The organism is Chryseobacterium hagamense, assembly GCF_007991455.1.
In the GTDB taxonomy this organism is placed as follows: Bacteria; Bacteroidota; Bacteroidia; order Flavobacteriales; family Weeksellaceae; genus Chryseobacterium; species Chryseobacterium hagamense.
The window spans coordinates 55432-71837 of sequence record NZ_BJYJ01000018.1 but is presented as its reverse complement, the minus strand read 5'-3'; the positions used below and the strand labels follow the sequence as shown (position 1 = coordinate 71837).

The following is a 16406-nucleotide window of genomic DNA, read 5'->3' as shown; positions in this document are numbered from 1 at the left end:
AACAGATCCTGCCGGTTGACAGGATCTGTTGTTACGTTTTGTACTTTATCTCATTTTTTTGATATCAAAAGGACTTCTGAAAATCAGCTCTTCGTGCTTCCCTTTGATCTGCAGTTTTTTCTGCAACAGGCTCAGAGCCATTTTCCGGATGAAAACATCTTTGTCATTCAGCTTCCAATAGGAGTCTTCATGCACGCGTTTCGGCTCGCGGATCCGGTAAAATTCCGTATCCCAGGTGTCTACATTATGATAAAACTCGATAATCCCGCAATGTGCAGGGATAAGATCATGATCCACCATGCCCATCGGCAACAGGAAACTGAACGCATTGCAGATGTAATCGCCACACGAAATCTTGTCATGCTTCAGAAATTTTTCGCCGGTATTCGAGTTGGTATATGACTTTTTAAAATCATTTTTAAAATCGCTCTTTGAAAGCTTGATCTCGATTTCATGGCTATACCCTTCCGCATCGATCAGTAAAATATCGGCTTCCCAATCGGCCTGAAAATGATTGGTAAGCACCATGTCCTTTTCAAAATTACAATGAAAATGGATAAATGCATGCACCAATTCTTCTATTTTTAACACTTTGTTTTCTAATTAAAATTTAATTGATTATACCTCTAACGGAGAATCCGTCATTTTCTTTTATGCTTTTCTCTCCTCTTACTTTCTAACTTTGAAACGCTTTTGCACGCAAACCCATCCACTCTCCCACTCTCAAACAACCTGCTCGCTGAATTCAATACGCCCCCATAACCAAACTCATCAGCATCAGCTCACCAGCAGGCTGCAGCCGCGGATATCCGAATGGTCGATCCTTCCCAGTACCTGAAACCTATTTCCGGTAATTTTTCCCAGATCCTGGGTAGCGATAAATGCACAGGAATGAAGGTTTGCCAGATCGATAATGTTGATGGCCCCGGTCCGGCCATCCTTTTCATAATTAAAAGGATCTTCGGCATTACGGATCATGATTTTCATCCAGCCCGGGCACTCATATTCGTTCTTCCCCAGGGAATAAGCCTGCGAAAGCAGTTCGGTCATTGAATATTCCGAATAAATCCTTTCCGTTTTAAAACCTTCCTGCATGATCTTCAGCAACTCGTCTTTGGTCATTTCCTCTTTTCGCCCTTTCATTCCCCCGGTTTCAATCACGACCAGGTTTTCAGAAACATTCAGGTGTTTATCCTTCCGGGATCCGCAATAATCGATAAAATCCAGCAAGGCAAAAGAAACCCCGAAAAGAATGACTTTCCGGTCACCCAGCGTATTTAAGAGATTGAATAAATCTTCATGGTTATAGAGAAAATAGCCGTTTTCAGGCTGTCCGGATTTATTCATGAGAAAATCCACCATATAAATCAGTGATGAATTCTGCTTTTCCAGATAGCTGGGCAAAAGGCCAAGGAAGATAAAATCTTCAGGCTTTCCGATAAACTGTGCAAAGCTCCGGTAGATGCTTTCCTTATATTTATTTTCATCTGCAATGAAATGCCGGGAAAGATTCATCTGCGTGGTTCCCGAACTCTGAAAAAACAGGCCGGCCTCTGCGTTGCGGTCTAAAACCTGATGGTTTTTAAACATCTCGATCGGCAGGAACGGAATATTTTCCAGACGGTCTACTTTAGCCGGATCCAGGTTCAGATAATCTACAAAGCGTTTGTAAATTTCGATATTTTCATACTGATAACGGAAAATCTCAAGGGCTGCCGTTAAAAATTCCTGCTCTGTCTTTATATTGAATATATTTTCCATTGCTGAAACAGATCAACTTTATGATCTCGTTATAAGAGGATTAATAATGATTCCTGTTTTTAATATTTTTTTAATATTTTAATTTGATTCTGGTCGGCTTATTGTATTGTACCAGGCGGAATATGGATTAAAAACAAGAATGACTTATCATTCGGAGATTACCTCTTTTTGAGGTAATTTTTTTATGTCTTTACCAAACGTCTTCAGTTCGAAATCATGTTCGAAAACGCCGTAGGTAAAGTAAGAAATCCAGTCTCCCAGGTTGATGTACTTCGCTTTCCCGTCCAGGTCCAGAACCATCGGAAGATGGCGGTGCCCGTAAATGAAATAATCAATCGGCTGGGTTTTAAGTTTTTCCCGGGAATAGATGATCAGGAATTCTTTGTCTTCCCCCAGAAATTCCTTGTCTTCATCCCCGGAAATCATTTTGTTTTTCTGGGACATGTATAAAGCAATTTTCATCGCAATATCGGGATGCAGCCATTTGAAAAACCACTGGGCTACCGGATTGGTGAACACTTTTTTCATCCTTTTATATCCTTTGTCACCGGGGCCCAATCCGTCACCATGGGCCAGCAAAAACTGCCTGCCGCCCATTTTGAAGTACTGTTTCTGATAAAAAACCGTACATCCGATCTCCTCTTCCAGGTAATCCTTCATCCACAGGTCATGGTTGCCCACAAAAAAATAAATGTGGACTCCCCGGTCTTTCAGCTCGGCAATTTTCCCCAGTACCCGGACATATCCTTTAGGGATTACATGTTTCCATTCGTGCCAGAAATCAAACAGATCTCCCATCAGAAAAAGAACCTGCGCATCATGCTTGATGGCATCCATCCAGCGGATAAAACGCTCTTCCCGCACCTTGCTTTCCTTCGGATTGGGTGCACCGAAATGCTGATCTGAAGCGAAATATACTTTTTTCCCGGGTTCCAAATTGATGGTCGTCTTTAACACCTTCTGAATATTTTGTTGAGTAAATTACTGATTATCCTCTGCAAACCATTCCCCGTAAGAGTTTTCGGTCTCGTGAAGCTTCAGGTAAGCCAGGGAAATCCCTTCGGGCAGCTTCGATTTTATTTTGGCCGCAATGGCATACAGCATATTCTCGCAGGTCGGCTGGAAAGTACAGTAAATCACTTTATGGCCTTTCTCTTCCATGTCTTCCCCCAGTTCGCGGTGCGGCGAAAGCCCGTTGATCAGAACGGCATGGTCCCAGACATCTACAATCTCAGACTTCACGATACTTTTGATATCTCCAAAATCCACCACCATCCCGTTTTTGGGGTTCTCCAAATCATTAACCGGCCTTCCCTTCACCGTTACAAACAGCTTATAGGAATGCCCGTGCATATTTTTACATTTCCCGTCGTAATTGTACAGTACGTGAGCGGTTTCGAATGTAAAAATTTTTGTTATACGTATCATCCTGCAAAGATAAGGAATTTGGTTTGAGTTTCGGTTTGCTTAATTGTCTGTCTTCAGCCCGGAAAAATTATTTAACTCTGATCATAAAATCAGCAAGATGGAAAATACAGTCGGTATAAGAAAAGAATTCATGAATTTATTGATCGTGGGGACGAAAGAATTCTCGGTAGGATATCAATACTGAACAGGATAAAGAAATGATAAATACTGAACGCAGGAGCCTATTGGACCAGCGGCTAAATGATCATCAAAGCAACAGGAAAATCGCAGAATAAACTAAAGAATGTTTTGATGTAAAAACAGGCATAATAACCTTCCCTCATCATGAAATTAGCAGCCCACAATTATCACAGCTTATCCAGCCAGTCACCTTCCAGCCGTTTTATTTTCTGCGTTTCCGCATCCACCAGTACCCAGAGGGTCGTTGAGTCCACCACCAGCTGATCATTACAGTAAAATTCCACTTTCCGGGGCTGTCGGATGCCTTCCGGTGACTTGGGGTAGGTCCTGATGGTAAGGGTATCACCCAGAAACACCTGCTTTTTATACTGAATATGGTGATCCAGCAGCATCCAGATGTCTTTGGGATAATCGGTGATATGCTTTACGGCCTCCCAGTGTTCCGTCGCGATTTCTTCCACCCAATGGACGTACTGGACATTATTCACATGGTTGTTGGCATCGATATGCTTTTCCGTAACGGTCATCTGCTTTTCAAAAATCAGGCTCATCTTCCTCAATATTTATTCAAAAGTAAAACTTAAATATTAAATACACCCTATCCCGAAAGTTATTATATTAGCAAAAAAAATACACACAAATGATTGCGGATCTTCTCTTTCCGAACCGTTGTATTGCCTGCAACCGGATTATCGATGCTCAATTACTTACCTGCCCGCTTTGCATGGAACAGATTCATTTTACCCACACCGGGTATCTGGACGACAGTTTTATGAAACAGAAATGCAGCCTTCTCTTTCCGGTAGAAAATGCCTTTGCCCTGATGAACTTTGAAAAAGAAAACGTGAGCCGCCGGATTATTCATGACTTAAAATACAGAAGCCGGGAACATGTTGGCAGAATCCTCGCCGGCTGGACCACCGGGCAGCTGGACTTTCAGGATCAAAAACCCGATCTGCTGGTTCCGGTTCCGCTCCACCCGAAAAAGCTGAAAGAACGCGGATACAACCAGCTGCACCTGTTTACCGAAAGTCTGTCTGCATTTTACAACATTCCGTTTGACCATGAATTAATTAAAAGGAACCACTATTCCAAAGCACAGGCCCTGAAGGACAAACAGCACCGGCTGGAAACAAAAAATACCTTTTCCATCACCCAAGCCATTTCAGGAAAGCATATCCTGCTGATCGACGATGTCTTTACCACCGGAAATACCCTTGCCACCGTTGCCTGGGAAATCCTGAGTGCCGGAAACAATAAGGTGAGTATATTGGTAATGGCGGTGGATGTGTAGCGGATTTGGAATTCAAGATTCATGGTTTAGGGTTTAAAATTGCTATTGAATCTGATGAAAGATTTCCTGAATCTTTCCTGATTACCTTTGCAGTTTTTCCCCGTAGCTCAGATCACCCGCATCACCAAGTCCCGGAGTGATGTAGCCTTTGGATGTCAGCTCTTCATCAATGGCCCCTACCCAGATCTTTGCCTCCGGATAAGCTTTCTGAAGAGTCTCTATACCTAGTCTTGAAGCAATGGCGGCTACGATATGAAGTGACGACGGCTTGCCATTCGTTAACAGGTCCTTGATCGCTTCAATCAAAGAAGCACCGGTAGCGAGCATCGGATCTCCGACGATAAGCGGCCTCCCTTCGATATTTGGGCACGTAAGATAATCCTGCTTGATGGAGAAATAATCGTTGGCATCGTGCTTCCGGTAGGCCGCTACAAATCCGCAGTCGGCCTGGTCCAGATAATTCAGCAACCCTTCAAACAGGGGGACGCCCGCTCTCAAAATCGTGGTGATGACAGGCTGAACGGCAATTTCTTTAGCTTTGACGCTGTCCAAAGGCGTCCGGATCTCCACTTCCCTGTACTCAAGCGTTTTGCTGATTTCGAACGCGGCAATCTCTCCGATCCTCTCCATGTTCCTTCTGAAACGCATCCTGTCCTGCTGCACCTCAACATTGCGAAGCTCATTGATCCATTGGTTGACTAAAGAAAAGTCCTGTGATAATATCGTAAGCATGAATATTTAATTTGATTTTGCAAAACTACAATTTACCGGCGGAACATAAAGACAAATACAGTATATTTATAAGGTACTTTCAAGTGTAAGGAAACGACAAAAAACATACATCCCGGCCTATGATGAACAGTTTGATTTTAGGAAAGATTTGTCCTGAATTTATTAAAGACGAAACCCTCCCCCAACTCTTATTACCTGTTTTTGAACATTATAAAGACAAAACGGCTTTTATTTATAAAGACAAAACCTTGACCTATGGCGAGCTCGACAGCTGGAGCAATGCTATTGCCGCACAACTGCACAGGGAAGGAGTACAACCCGGCGACCGCGTCGGGGTCTGGTATCCCAGAAGCCTGGAACTTCCGGTCTGCATCCTGGGAATCCTGAAAGCCGGCGCCGCGTACATCCCGCTCGACCGGGAAATGCCTGAAGACCGCATAAGAAAAGTTTTTACGGATATTCAGGTAAAAACCTATTTTTCCGATACCGATGCGCAGATCCACTGCTGCCCGATCGGCATAGTTCCCCAACCGGAAGAAGCTGTGCCTGCGGTTTCTGTGAACAACACGCCTGATGACTGGGCGTATGTCCTGTTTACGTCCGGCAGTACCGGAAACCCGAAGGGAATCCCGATTTCCCACCGCAACATCTGCCACCTCATCCGTTCCGAAGAGGATTTTATCAGAATAAAAGATACGGATATTGTGTATCAGGGATTTTCCGTGTCATTTGATATGTGGTGCGAGGAAGTCTGGGTCAGCCTTTTTTCAGGTGCCACCATCTGGATTGCCGATGCCGTTACTGTGAAGGCCATCGATGAACTCAGTGAAGTTTTAACCAAAAATAAAATTACGGTGCTGCACGCCGTGCCAAGCATCCTGGCGATTATCGATGAAGTGCCTTCCATCCGGCTCATCAACACGGGAGGAGAAGCCTGCACCCGTCAGGTACAGGAAAAATGGGCAAAACCCTACCGTACGTTTATCAACAGCTACGGCCCTACGGAAACCACGGTGTCTTCCAATATGGCTGTTCTGACCATAGACCAGGAACTGACGATCGGCGGACCACTGCCCAATTATCACGTTGCCGTTGTCGATGAACAGATGAACATCGTTCCGCGCGGTGAACGGGGCGAAATGATTATTTCCGGGCCGGGCGTCAGCAATGGGTACTTCAATCTTCCTGAGCTTACGGAGCAGAAATTCCTGCGGAACCCATTTCCCGAAATGCCGGGTGATACCCTTTATAAAACCGGTGACGCCGTGGTCTTCCGGGAAGACGGATTTATTGATTTCCAGGGAAGGATCGATGATCAGATCAAGCTCCGCGGCTACCGGATCGAGCTGGGTGAAATAGAATCCAGACTGAATCAGCTTCCGGGGGTATCTTCCGCAGCAGTTGCCGTAAAAGAAGACGCTAACGGCCAGGGGCAGCTGGTCGGGTATACGGTTATGAACCACGGGGCTGATTTTGATGAAGGAGGAATGCGGAAAGAAGTGGCCAGATTCCTGGCACCCTATATGGTTCCTATTGCCCTCATCAAAATGAAAGAAATGCCGAGGATGCCGAGCGGGAAAATAGACCGTAAAAAGCTGCCGCTTCCGGAGAGTTTTGCCGTTCATGAAAAGAATGACCGGATTTCCATTGATCCGGCTGCTTCCATTGATGAAAAACTGCTTCAGACCCTGCAGTGGGTATTTCCGGGTAAGCCGGTCAGCCTGGAACAGGACTTCTTCACAGACCTTGGCGGCCATTCCCTCCTTGCAGCCACCCTGGTTTCCCATTTGAGACAGAAAGCAGGCATCCCGTATGCTTCTTTAAAAGATATTTACGAAAACCGTCCGCTTTCCGCTTTTGCCGGATGCCTCAGCCACAAAAGGCCGGAAGAAGCCCATCATCAGGAACCTTTCAAAAGGGTTTCCACCCTGCAGTATTATTTATGCAATGTTGCGCAGACGCTTTGCCTGTTCGCTGTTTTTTCATTGCTGAGCTTCCAGATCTTTTTCCCATACCTGAGCTACTATTATTTTGAGCTGAATGATTATGGAACCGGATTCGCGTTGCTGAGTGCCATTCTTTTATACACACTGATTCCTCCGGTATATTCACTGGTGATTATCGTCGTGAAATGGCTGGTGATCGGGAAAATCAAAGAAGGAGATTATCCGCTTTGGGGATGGTACTATTTCAGGTGGTGGCTTTGGAAAACCGTGAAAAGGCTGATGCCTTCGGAATTTATTGTCGAAACCCCTTTATATCCGAAATACCTGAAGCTGCTCGGTGTAAAAGTACATCCCAGTGCCCAGCTGAGCCTGTTGCCTATCGCTGCCGAAGACCTGGTGACGATCGACGAAAATGTAACCACCAGCTCCGGATGCAGCATCGATAATGCTTCGGTAGAAAATGGCATGCTGAGGATCAGGAAAGTGCATATTAAAGCGCATGCCTATCTGGGGTCTTCCGCCATTGTCTGCGGCAATACGGTAATTGAAGAATTCGGGGAACTGAAGGACCTGAGCTGCCTGAATGAAGGAAAAAGAATCGGCTACGGTGAAATATGGAACGGCAGCCCTGCCGAAAAATCAGGAATGAAATCCGGAGAAGAACTGGCCCCCCCCGTACTTTCTTCTGCAACAAAAAGGAACCGGTTTGCTTTATTGTATGCCTGCTCATTATTTTTCTTTCCGCTGCTCATTGTACTACCGCTGGCCCCTACACTGTACACCCTGTATTATCTCGATGAGCAGTCGCCGGATTACAGCTTCTACTATTTATGGCAGGCTCCGATTCTTTCTACCGTCTATATCCTGTTGTTTATACTGATTGTGAGTTTAGTGACCAGGGCGCTGCAATATAAAATGAAGCCCGGCATCTATCCGGTGTACAGCTTTATGTATTACCGGAAATGGGTAAAAGACCAGATTTTCAATCTGTCCCTCGTGGTGATCCATCCTCTTTTCGCCTCGATATACATCAGCAGGTTTTACAGGATGATGGGTTCGAAAATCGGGAAAAATTCAGAAATATCCACCGCCAGCGACGTGTCCCATCATTTGCTGGAAATCGGTGAAGGCTCGTTTATTGCCGATGCCGTAATCCTGGGGGAACACGATGTAAGAAATGAAAAGCTCATCCTGGAAAGAACGAAAATCGGGAACAATAGCTTCGTTGGAAACAGCGGACTTGTTCCACAGGGATATGAGCTGGGAGACCATATGCTGATCGGGGTGCTGAGCAAGGCCCCTTCGGAAGAGCAGCTGAAAAGTTCACAGGAAAAAGACTGGTTCGGATCTCCGCCGATCGGGCTGCCGTCCAGACAGAAATCAGAAGGATTCAATGACGGCCTTACCTATCATCCGCCTTTAAAGCTGAAAATAGCCAGGGCGTTGGTCGAAGGCATCAGGATCATTCTTCCGCAGACGATAGTCATTATCTGCAGTGTATTGTATGTTGCCTACACCAGTAAATTTATGGAAGGCCGGATTCATCACCTGCTGCTATTCTCCCCTTTTTATTACCTTGGCATTGTGGCGCTGCCCTGTTTCTTTTTTACCGCATTGCTCAAATGGATTTTTGTAGGAAAATACAAGAAATCGGAAATGCCGATGTACAGCCTCAAAGTATGGCTGAGCGAAGGGGTTACCACATTGTACGAAGCCCTGCCGGTACAGTTTTTTCTCGATTTTCTCCGGGGAACCTTATGGCTGCCGTTCTTCCTGAGATTCCTTGGCGTAAAAATCGGTAAAAGGGTATGGCTGAATACCACCGACATTACCGAATACGATATGGTTTCCATTGGTGATGAAACCATGCTGAATGAAGACTGCGGCCCGCAGACCCATCTTTTTGAAGACAGGATCATGAAGATCGGACCGGTAAAAATCGGCAGGCAGACGACGATCAATACAAGAAGTATCATTTTATACGATACTGAAATCGGAGACCACGTTACGGTAGATGCCCTGTCGCTGGTGATGAAGGGAGAAGTATTATCGGACGATACTTCATGGCACGGAAGCCCGGTGAGGGGGAAGTGAGTTATAATGAGTTATAAATAATAATTAATGGTTTAACAATTTAAATATAACTGATGGAATATACGATCCGGAAGATCAGCATTAAAGAAAACCTTCTTGTTGCGGATGAGCTGGCGGGTGAATTGCACCTGTCGGAAAAGAAAATGAATAAGCATACCGCCGACTGGCCGGTGATCCGCGAAAATTACCTCCGCTTTATGATTGAATGCGAGGAAGAAAATAAGGGTACTTTCCTGATTGCAGAGACGGAAGGCCGGGCCATCGGTTTTATTTTCGGATATATCGATGAAAAGGACGACAGCAATTTTGAGCTGGGTGACGCCGATGATCTCTATATTTCCGAAGGTTATGTAAAGCCGGAATACCGTAAAAAGGGAATTTATGCGGCTCTGAACGAAACTTTTGAAGCTGCTTATAAAGATGATAACATCCGGCGGATTTACCGTTTTACCTTATGCAACAATCATCCAATGCAAAGCTGGCTTGCGAAACAGGGATATGCCCCGGTCCGGCTGATGTATGAAAAGTGGCTCTGAATCAGAACCGGATTTCTTCAAGGTACAATTGGTCAATAATTTCAGGAGCAGCTATATGCGTGACCATCTTTCCCGGTAAAAAGACCGGTTTTGTATAATATGAATGATTATTAACGGTAACCGTATCAGCATGGGCATCGATCGAGTTCAGTTCACATCGTATTCCCAGGCCTGAAGCTTTCAGTACCGCTTCTTTGCGGGTCCAGATGTCGTAGAACGATTGTACAGGATCTTTCCGGCCGGTAATGAAACCTTTTTCTTCTGCATGCAGAAAGTCGGAATACAGATACGGATCAATGGGTTTTAAAACCTCAGAATCGATTCCGCAGGTTTTTCCGGCAGTTATACAAACAATACTCATTTCTTCATGATGCGCGCTGCTGAAGCGAATATCCGATCCTTCAAAATAAGGCTTTGATGAAGCTTCTTTGCGGTAATCATCCCATGAAAAACCCTGATAAGGAAAATATTTCTTTATCAGGGTCTCTAATAACATTCTGGAGATCATCCTCCCTGTCCGGTCAACAGGAATTTTGTATCTGTAAACCGGCTCTGTGATGTGGGCGGGAAGCCGGGCAAACTGTTTTTCCAGTTGTTGTTCGTCGGTCTGATGAAGAAAACTGTAGCCTGCCCAAACTTCCATAACGGTTTTTATTTCTGTCTGAAATACACTTCGATCGGAACTCCGGTAAATCCGAATTCTTTTCTGAGCTGATTTTCGGTAAATCTTTTGTACGGTTCTTTCACATACTGCGGCAGGTTACAGAAGAACACGAACTGCGGCGACGGCGTCGGAAGCTGTACACAATATTTAACTTTGATATACTTTCCTTTATTGGCCGGCGGCGGCGTTCCTTCAAAGATCGGCAGCATGACTTCATTCAGTTTTGAAGTCTTGATTTTCTTTTTACGGTCTTCGTATACGACCATGGCGGTTTCCACCACTTTTAAAATTCTCTGCTTCGTCAGTGCCGATACAAAGAGAATCGGAATATCACTGAACTGTCCGATTTTATCCCTGATGGATTTTTCAAAATCCCGGGTGGTGTTGGTCTGCTTGTTTTCTACCAGATCCCATTTGTTGACCACAATAACGATCCCTTTTCTGTTTTTCTGTGCCAGTCCGAAAATATTCATATCCTGGGATTCCCAGCCTAAAGTAGCATCCACCATAATAACGACCACATCGGAAAATTCGATGGAACGGATGGAACGCATCACGGAATAAAATTCCAGATCCTCGGAAACTTTTGATTTTCTTCTCATTCCGGCAGTATCTACCAGTACGAATTCGTGTCCGAATTTGTTGTATAGCGTCTGGATACTGTCCCGGGTGGTTCCTGCCACATCGGTTACGATATTCCGGTCGGCATCAAGTAAGGCATTGGTCATGGTAGACTTCCCTACGTTCGGACGTCCGGCGATGGTAATTTTCGGTAATCCTTCAAACGGATCTTTGTATTCCGTAGTCGGAAAATCTTTTACAATGTCATCCAACAGATCACCAGTTCCCGAACCGGTAGCGGAAGATAAAGTATAGTATTTCTCAATGCCCAGCTGGTAGAATTCGGTAGCAGCAAGTTCTTCTTTGGATGAATCCACCTTGTTTACTACGATGTAAACCGGCTTGTTCGATCTTCTGAGCATCTCATAGATTTCGTAATCGGTATCGGTTAGGCCTTCTTCCACATTCAGCATGAAGATAATGGACGTTGCTTCATCCACTGCCAGCTGCACCTGTTTTGAAATTTCCCCCTGGAACACATCATCATTGTTCACATCATATCCTCCGGTATCGATAACCGTAAAATCAACCCCGTTCCAGTCGGATTTCCCGTAGTGACGGTCACGGGTTACCCCTGCCGTAGAATCGACGATGGCTTCTCTCCTCTCCAGCAGACGGTTAAACAAAGTGGATTTTCCTACGTTGGGACGCCCAACGATTGCAACAATATTCGACATAAAAAAATGTTTAATAATCCTTCGACAAAGCTCAGGACAAGATTATCAATGGGTTACTCCAACTTTTGGAGCCCAATTTTTTTTGCAAAGATAGGATTTTTATTTCATTCAAATGATCCTGCCGGCAAACCTGCCTTTCGGAGACCAATTCAAATTTCAAGCCCCTGGAAATTTGCATCGGTAAAATATCACAAAATTAATTCTTTGACTATCAATAAATAAAAGCTTTACGTGTAATTTTTCATCAATTAATCTTGGTGTATCGTTTTTATTTTTGAAATAATTTTTCTAATTTCGCGGTACAGAAACACAGACCCATGGTGTAGCGGTAACACTACTGATTTTGGTTCAGTCATCTGGGGTTCGAATCCCTGTGGGTCTACGAAAGCCATCCTGAAAAGGATGGCTTTTTTAATTACAGCTTGCACAATATTTTTTATCTACATATTCTTTATTGCCTCCGGAAGATAAATAATAGCAGCCTCCTTTTTCACCTACATAAAGCTGATGTCCATTATACTTACAATATTCCGGACTGTTGTCGTCCCCACCTCCTGTTTCTTTACAGGAATTAACAGTCAATGCTGCTAAAGCAAACCAAACTAATTTTTTCATAATCAAATTTTATATTAATGAGACGGCAAAACTAGAACGGAAATAGTTCTGAAAAATACGGAAAGCCATAAGGAAAACAAAAAAAGGCAACCCAAAGGCTGCCTTCATCACTTAAAACACTATTTATAAAATTACTTAATATCAAACCGGTCCAGGTTCATCACCTTGACCCAGGCTGATACGAAGTCGTTCACGAATTTCTGTTGGGCATCGGCGCTGGCGTAAACTTCAGCGATTGCCCGGAGTTCGGAGTTGGATCCGAAAACCAGGTCGGCGCGGGTGGCCGTCCATTTTTTATCGCCGGTTTTTCTGTCGGTCCCTTCGTACAGCTCGTTATCATCGGAAGCGGCTTTCCACTGCGTGCTCATATCCAGGAGATTCACAAAGAAATCATTGCTTAAAACACCCGGATTCTGTGTAAAGATTCCGTGGGAAGACCCGTCGTAATTGGCGTTTAACGATCTCATTCCGCCGATCAGTACAGTGAGTTCCGGAGCGGTAAGCGTTAAGAGCTGGGCTTTATCGATTAATAAAGATTCTGTAGAAACGGAAAATTTTTTCTTAAGGTAGTTCCTGAATCCGTCCGCTGCGGGTTCCAGGTATTTCATGGATTCCACATCGGTCTGCTCCTGGGAAGCATCCATTCTTCCAGGTACGAAAGAGACGATCACATGATGCCCGGCATTTTTAGCGGCTTTCTCTACGGCGGCACTTCCTGCAATAACGATCAGATCGGCCAGGGAAACTTTTTTACCGCCGGTCTGGGTTTCATTGAATTCTTTCTGAATATTTTCAAGAACGCTCAATACTTTTTGCAATTGGACAGGGTTATTCACCTCCCAGTCTTTCTGCGGAGCCAGACGGATCCGTGCACCGTTGGCACCTCCTCTTTTGTCACTTCCCCTGAAGGTAGAAGCGGAAGCCCATGCCGTAGAAACCAGTTCGGAAACACTCAGTCCCGAATCCAGGATTTTAGATTTCAAGGCTTCGATATCCGAATTGTTGATCAGGGCGTGGTCCACTTCCGGAATCGGGTCCTGCCAGATCAGCTCTTCCGAAGGAACATCCGGTCCAAGATACCGGGCTTTCGGCCCCATATCACGGTGTGTCAGCTTATACCAGGCTCTGGCGAAAGCATCGGCAAACGCTTCCGGGTTTTCGTAGAAGCGTCTGGAAATTTTTTCGTATTCAGGATCTATCCTCAAAGAAAGATCCGTTGTCAGCATCGTGGGCCGGTGCTTTTTTTCAGGGTCGAAAGCATCCGGAATGATGGCGTCTGCATTTTTAGCTACCCACTGATGGGCTCCGGCAGGGCTCTTGGTCAGCTCCCACTCGTTTTCGAAAAGATTTTTAAAGAAATAATTGCTCCATTCGGTCGGGGTTTCCGTCCAGGTCACTTCCAGTCCGCTGGTAATGGTATCGGGGCCTTTCCCGGATCGGAAGCTGTTGTCCCACCCGAACCCCTGGGCTTCGATGCCCGCGGCTTCAGGTTCTTTGCCTACATGATCGGCCGGCCCTGCGCCATGGGTTTTTCCGAAAGTATGCCCTCCGGCAATCAGCGCAACCGTTTCTTCGTCATTCATTGCCATTCTTCCGAAGGTATCTCGGATGTCTTTGGCAGCGGCTACGGGATCCGGATTTCCGTCCGGTCCTTCAGGATTTACGTAAATCAGTCCCATCTGTACGGCAGCCAGAGGCTTTTCAAGATCACGGGTATGGATCTTACCGTCTGCATCATCATCTGCCGAAAGTACACCATGGCCTTCAACCCCGTCTGAACCCTGGGAATACCGCAAGTCTCCGCCCAGCCATGTTTTTTCCGCACCCCAGTACACATCCATATCCGGTTCCCAAACATCTTCACGGCCGCCCGCAAATCCGAAGGTTTTAAAGCCCATAGATTCCAAAGCCACATTTCCGGTAAGGATCATCAGATCCGCCCACGAAATTTTCTTGCCGTATTTCTGCTTAATCGGCCAAAGCAGTCTTCTTGCTTTATCAAGGCTTACATTATCCGGCCAGCTGTTCAATGGGGCAAAACGCTGCTGGCCCGCTCCGGCACCGCCTCTTCCGTCGCCCACCCGGTAAGTTCCTGCGCTGTGCCAGGCCATACGGATAAACAGCGGACCGTAATGACCAAAATCAGCAGGCCACCAGTCCTGGGAATCCGTCATCAGTGCGTGAAGGTCTTTTTTTACGGCCTCCAGATCCAGGCTGTTGAAGGCTTCCGCATAATCAAACCCTTCATCCATCGGATCAGAGAGGCGGGAATGCTGACGGAGAATATCCACGCGCAGCTGATCCGGCCACCAGTCTTTATTCTGGGTGCCACCGCCGGCTACGTTTTCTTTTTTCATACTGCCGTTGTGAAAAGGACATTTGCTGATGTCTCCTGAAGTATTTTCCATATCGTTTTAATTTTTTTATGTTGATAAACAGTTTTTATTTTTAAGTAAGGCAAACTTACAAAGGCGTCACCATATATACAATCTATCAAAAATATTTTTACAATAGCTAAAAACAATAATTACAATAATCATGATGAGGCAATTGTCAAATCTGCTTTATGGTGCAATTAAATTAATCAATTTTAAATGAAATGGAATATAATAAAAAGTTAAATATTTATATGAATAATAATGTGTGATAAAATTGATTTTTCACCAGCGTCTGTTATTTTTTGTTATAAAAAATTTAATTATCTTTATCCATTTAAAATATACCACATAAAGAGGTTCTGTCTGGAAAACACAATGTATAAGATTAATGTCTTGCTGTGATCCAAAAATAGATTCTGAATACATACATTACCTGCTGATATGAGTAATTTTAAATATCAAATTTAAACATCAAACTATGAAAAAAGTATTACTCGTTATTCTTGTAGCATTTATTATCATCCAGTTTTTTCCGATCGATAAAACCAATCCTGCCCCTACTCCGGGGATGGATTTTATTAAAATTAAAAATACCCCGCCCGAAGTTGCTTCAATCCTGAACCGTTCCTGCTACGACTGCCACTCCAACGAAACGCGTTATCCATGGTATTCCAACATCGCTCCTTCTTCGTGGATCTTAAAAAACCATATTGATGAAGGACGTAAAGAACTCAATTTCTCCACTTTTGCTGTCTATGAACCAAAAAGACAGGCACATAAATTGCAGGAATGTATAGAAATGGTGGAGAAAAAAGAAATGCCTCTGCCATCTTATTTTATCGGCCATCAGGATGCCAAGCTGACTGATGAACAAAGAAAGATCCTGACGGATTATTTTAAACGGGAAAAACAGGAAACAGAGCGAAAAATGGCGCTTTAAAAATAAAGATATGGAAGGGAACTGGCAGGATAAGCATATTGTATTTTTCGACGGAGACTGTGGAGTCTGCAATTTCTGGGTACAGTGGATTCTGGAAAGGGATAAGAAAGACCAGTTCAGGTTTGCTTCCCTTCAGTCGGATTTCGGACAGGAATTTTTATCTGAGAGAGGTCTGGATACGAAGGTTTTCAACACCATGTATCTCTGGAAACCGAACCAATATTATCTGGAAAAATCCGCGGCCGTTCTGAAAATAGCCAATCTTTTAGGCGGAATTTACAAGCTTTCAGCCATTGGAAAAATCATTCCGAAATTTCTCAGTGATAAGATTTATGATAAAGTTTCGGAAAACAGGATGAAACTGGCAAACCAGAAATGCTACCTGCCGACTCCTGAAGAACGGAAAAAGTTTATACAGGTTTAATGGTGGGAAGCGGGAAGATAACAACAGGAAGCTTTTCCAATATTATGGCTTATCATTTTAAAAATCAGACAATATATTATCAAGTAAACAGAAGACTGCTCTTTGAAAGCAGTCTT

15 protein-coding genes and 1 tRNA gene are annotated in these 16406 nt (G+C 44.5%); 6 read left to right on the top strand and 10 right to left on the bottom strand.

Annotated elements, in window-relative coordinates; genetic code table 11:
• Positions 1-45: 45 nt before the first annotated feature.
• The 5 genes from CHA01nite_RS14545 to CHA01nite_RS14525 form a co-directional block, all read right to left on the bottom strand.
• On the bottom strand, positions 46-591 hold the full coding sequence (locus tag CHA01nite_RS14545; RefSeq protein WP_146942612.1) for a hypothetical protein: 546 nt from the start codon (positions 589-591) through the stop codon (positions 46-48).
• Between the two features lie 186 nt (positions 592-777).
• A complete protein-coding gene (locus CHA01nite_RS14540; RefSeq protein ID WP_146942610.1) occupies positions 778-1761 on the bottom strand; it encodes a LuxE/PaaK family acyltransferase in 984 nt (327 codons plus the stop codon).
• Between the two features lie 147 nt (positions 1762-1908).
• Complete coding sequence (locus CHA01nite_RS14535) at positions 1909-2718, bottom strand: UDP-2,3-diacylglucosamine diphosphatase (RefSeq protein ID WP_146942608.1); 810 nt, start codon at positions 2716-2718, stop codon at positions 1909-1911.
• Positions 2719-2742: 24 nt separating this feature from the next.
• Entirely contained in the window at positions 2743-3189 is a 447-nt protein-coding gene (locus CHA01nite_RS14530) for a 6-pyruvoyl trahydropterin synthase family protein (RefSeq protein ID WP_146942606.1), read from the bottom strand.
• A 347-nt stretch (positions 3190-3536) separates the two neighbouring features.
• Positions 3537-3920, bottom strand: a complete 384-nt coding sequence (locus CHA01nite_RS14525; RefSeq protein WP_146942604.1) for an acyl-CoA thioesterase — start codon at positions 3918-3920, stop codon at positions 3537-3539.
• Between the two features lie 89 nt (positions 3921-4009).
• Here CHA01nite_RS14525 and CHA01nite_RS14520 point away from each other — a divergent pair, with 89 nt between their 5' ends.
• Complete coding sequence (locus CHA01nite_RS14520) at positions 4010-4663, top strand: ComF family protein (RefSeq protein WP_146942602.1); 654 nt, start codon at positions 4010-4012, stop codon at positions 4661-4663.
• An 81-nt stretch (positions 4664-4744) separates the two neighbouring features.
• Here the strand turns inward: CHA01nite_RS14520 and upp are convergent, their stop codons facing one another.
• Complete coding sequence (gene upp, locus CHA01nite_RS14515) at positions 4745-5395, bottom strand: uracil phosphoribosyltransferase (RefSeq protein WP_146942600.1); 651 nt, start codon at positions 5393-5395, stop codon at positions 4745-4747.
• Positions 5396-5514: 119 nt separating this feature from the next.
• Between upp and CHA01nite_RS14510 the strand changes: the two genes are divergently transcribed.
• Entirely contained in the window at positions 5515-9435 is a 3921-nt protein-coding gene (locus tag CHA01nite_RS14510; protein WP_146942598.1) for a Pls/PosA family non-ribosomal peptide synthetase, read from the top strand.
• Between the two features lie 53 nt (positions 9436-9488).
• Complete coding sequence (locus CHA01nite_RS14505; protein ID WP_146942596.1) at positions 9489-9971, top strand: GNAT family N-acetyltransferase; 483 nt, start codon at positions 9489-9491, stop codon at positions 9969-9971.
• 1 nt (position 9972) lies between these two features.
• Here the strand turns inward: CHA01nite_RS14505 and CHA01nite_RS14500 are convergent, their stop codons facing one another.
• A complete protein-coding gene (locus CHA01nite_RS14500; protein WP_146942594.1) occupies positions 9973-10614 on the bottom strand; it encodes a 4'-phosphopantetheinyl transferase family protein in 642 nt (213 codons plus the stop codon).
• An 8-nt stretch (positions 10615-10622) separates the two neighbouring features.
• Positions 10623-11933: a ribosome biogenesis GTPase Der gene (gene der / locus CHA01nite_RS14495; protein WP_146942592.1), complete on the bottom strand. Its 1311-nt coding sequence runs from the start codon at positions 11931-11933 to the stop codon at positions 10623-10625.
• A gap of 311 nt (positions 11934-12244) precedes the next feature.
• On the opposite strand from der, the gene CHA01nite_RS14490 reads away from it, so the two are divergent.
• Positions 12245-12315, top strand: a tRNA-Gln gene (locus tag CHA01nite_RS14490).
• A gap of 29 nt (positions 12316-12344) precedes the next feature.
• Here CHA01nite_RS14490 and CHA01nite_RS14485 read toward each other — a convergent pair.
• Entirely contained in the window at positions 12345-12548 is a 204-nt protein-coding gene (locus tag CHA01nite_RS14485) for a hypothetical protein (RefSeq protein WP_146942590.1), read from the bottom strand.
• A gap of 131 nt (positions 12549-12679) precedes the next feature.
• Positions 12680-14956, bottom strand: a complete 2277-nt coding sequence (gene katG, locus CHA01nite_RS14480) for a catalase/peroxidase HPI (protein WP_146942588.1) — start codon at positions 14954-14956, stop codon at positions 12680-12682.
• A gap of 448 nt (positions 14957-15404) precedes the next feature.
• Between katG and CHA01nite_RS14475 the strand changes: the two genes are divergently transcribed.
• Both CHA01nite_RS14475 and CHA01nite_RS14470 read left to right on the top strand, forming a co-directional pair.
• Positions 15405-15866: a heme-binding domain-containing protein gene (locus tag CHA01nite_RS14475; protein WP_146942586.1), complete on the top strand. Its 462-nt coding sequence runs from the start codon at positions 15405-15407 to the stop codon at positions 15864-15866.
• Positions 15867-15876: 10 nt separating this feature from the next.
• The gene (locus CHA01nite_RS14470; protein ID WP_146942584.1) at positions 15877-16290 is read left to right on the top strand and encodes a thiol-disulfide oxidoreductase DCC family protein; all 414 of its coding nucleotides are present in this window, start codon (positions 15877-15879) and stop codon (positions 16288-16290) included.
• Positions 16291-16406 lie beyond the last annotated feature (116 nt).

Excerpts from the sequence above, each read along its gene's own strand:
- CHA01nite_RS14505 (WP_146942596.1), top strand. The coding sequence starts at position 9,489 with ATGGAATATACGATCCGGAAGATCAGCATTAAAGAAAACCTTCTTGTT.
- CHA01nite_RS14510 (WP_146942598.1), top strand. The coding sequence starts at position 5,515 with ATGATGAACAGTTTGATTTTAGGAAAGATTTGTCCTGAATTTATTAAA.
- upp (WP_146942600.1), bottom strand. The coding sequence starts at position 5,395 with ATGCTTACGATATTATCACAGGACTTTTCTTTAGTCAACCAATGGATC.
- der (WP_146942592.1), bottom strand. The coding sequence starts at position 11,933 with ATGTCGAATATTGTTGCAATCGTTGGGCGTCCCAACGTAGGAAAATCC.
- CHA01nite_RS14475 (WP_146942586.1), top strand. The coding sequence starts at position 15,405 with ATGAAAAAAGTATTACTCGTTATTCTTGTAGCATTTATTATCATCCAG.
- CHA01nite_RS14540 (WP_146942610.1), bottom strand. The coding sequence starts at position 1,761 with ATGGAAAATATATTCAATATAAAGACAGAGCAGGAATTTTTAACGGCA.
- CHA01nite_RS14500 (WP_146942594.1), bottom strand. The coding sequence starts at position 10,614 with ATGGAAGTTTGGGCAGGCTACAGTTTTCTTCATCAGACCGACGAACAA.
- katG (WP_146942588.1), bottom strand. The coding sequence starts at position 14,956 with ATGGAAAATACTTCAGGAGACATCAGCAAATGTCCTTTTCACAACGGC.
- CHA01nite_RS14525 (WP_146942604.1), bottom strand. The coding sequence starts at position 3,920 with ATGAGCCTGATTTTTGAAAAGCAGATGACCGTTACGGAAAAGCATATC.
- CHA01nite_RS14520 (WP_146942602.1), top strand. The coding sequence starts at position 4,010 with ATGATTGCGGATCTTCTCTTTCCGAACCGTTGTATTGCCTGCAACCGG.
- CHA01nite_RS14530 (WP_146942606.1), bottom strand. The coding sequence starts at position 3,189 with ATGATACGTATAACAAAAATTTTTACATTCGAAACCGCTCACGTACTG.
- CHA01nite_RS14485 (WP_146942590.1), bottom strand. The coding sequence starts at position 12,548 with ATGAAAAAATTAGTTTGGTTTGCTTTAGCAGCATTGACTGTTAATTCC.
- CHA01nite_RS14470 (WP_146942584.1), top strand. The coding sequence starts at position 15,877 with ATGGAAGGGAACTGGCAGGATAAGCATATTGTATTTTTCGACGGAGAC.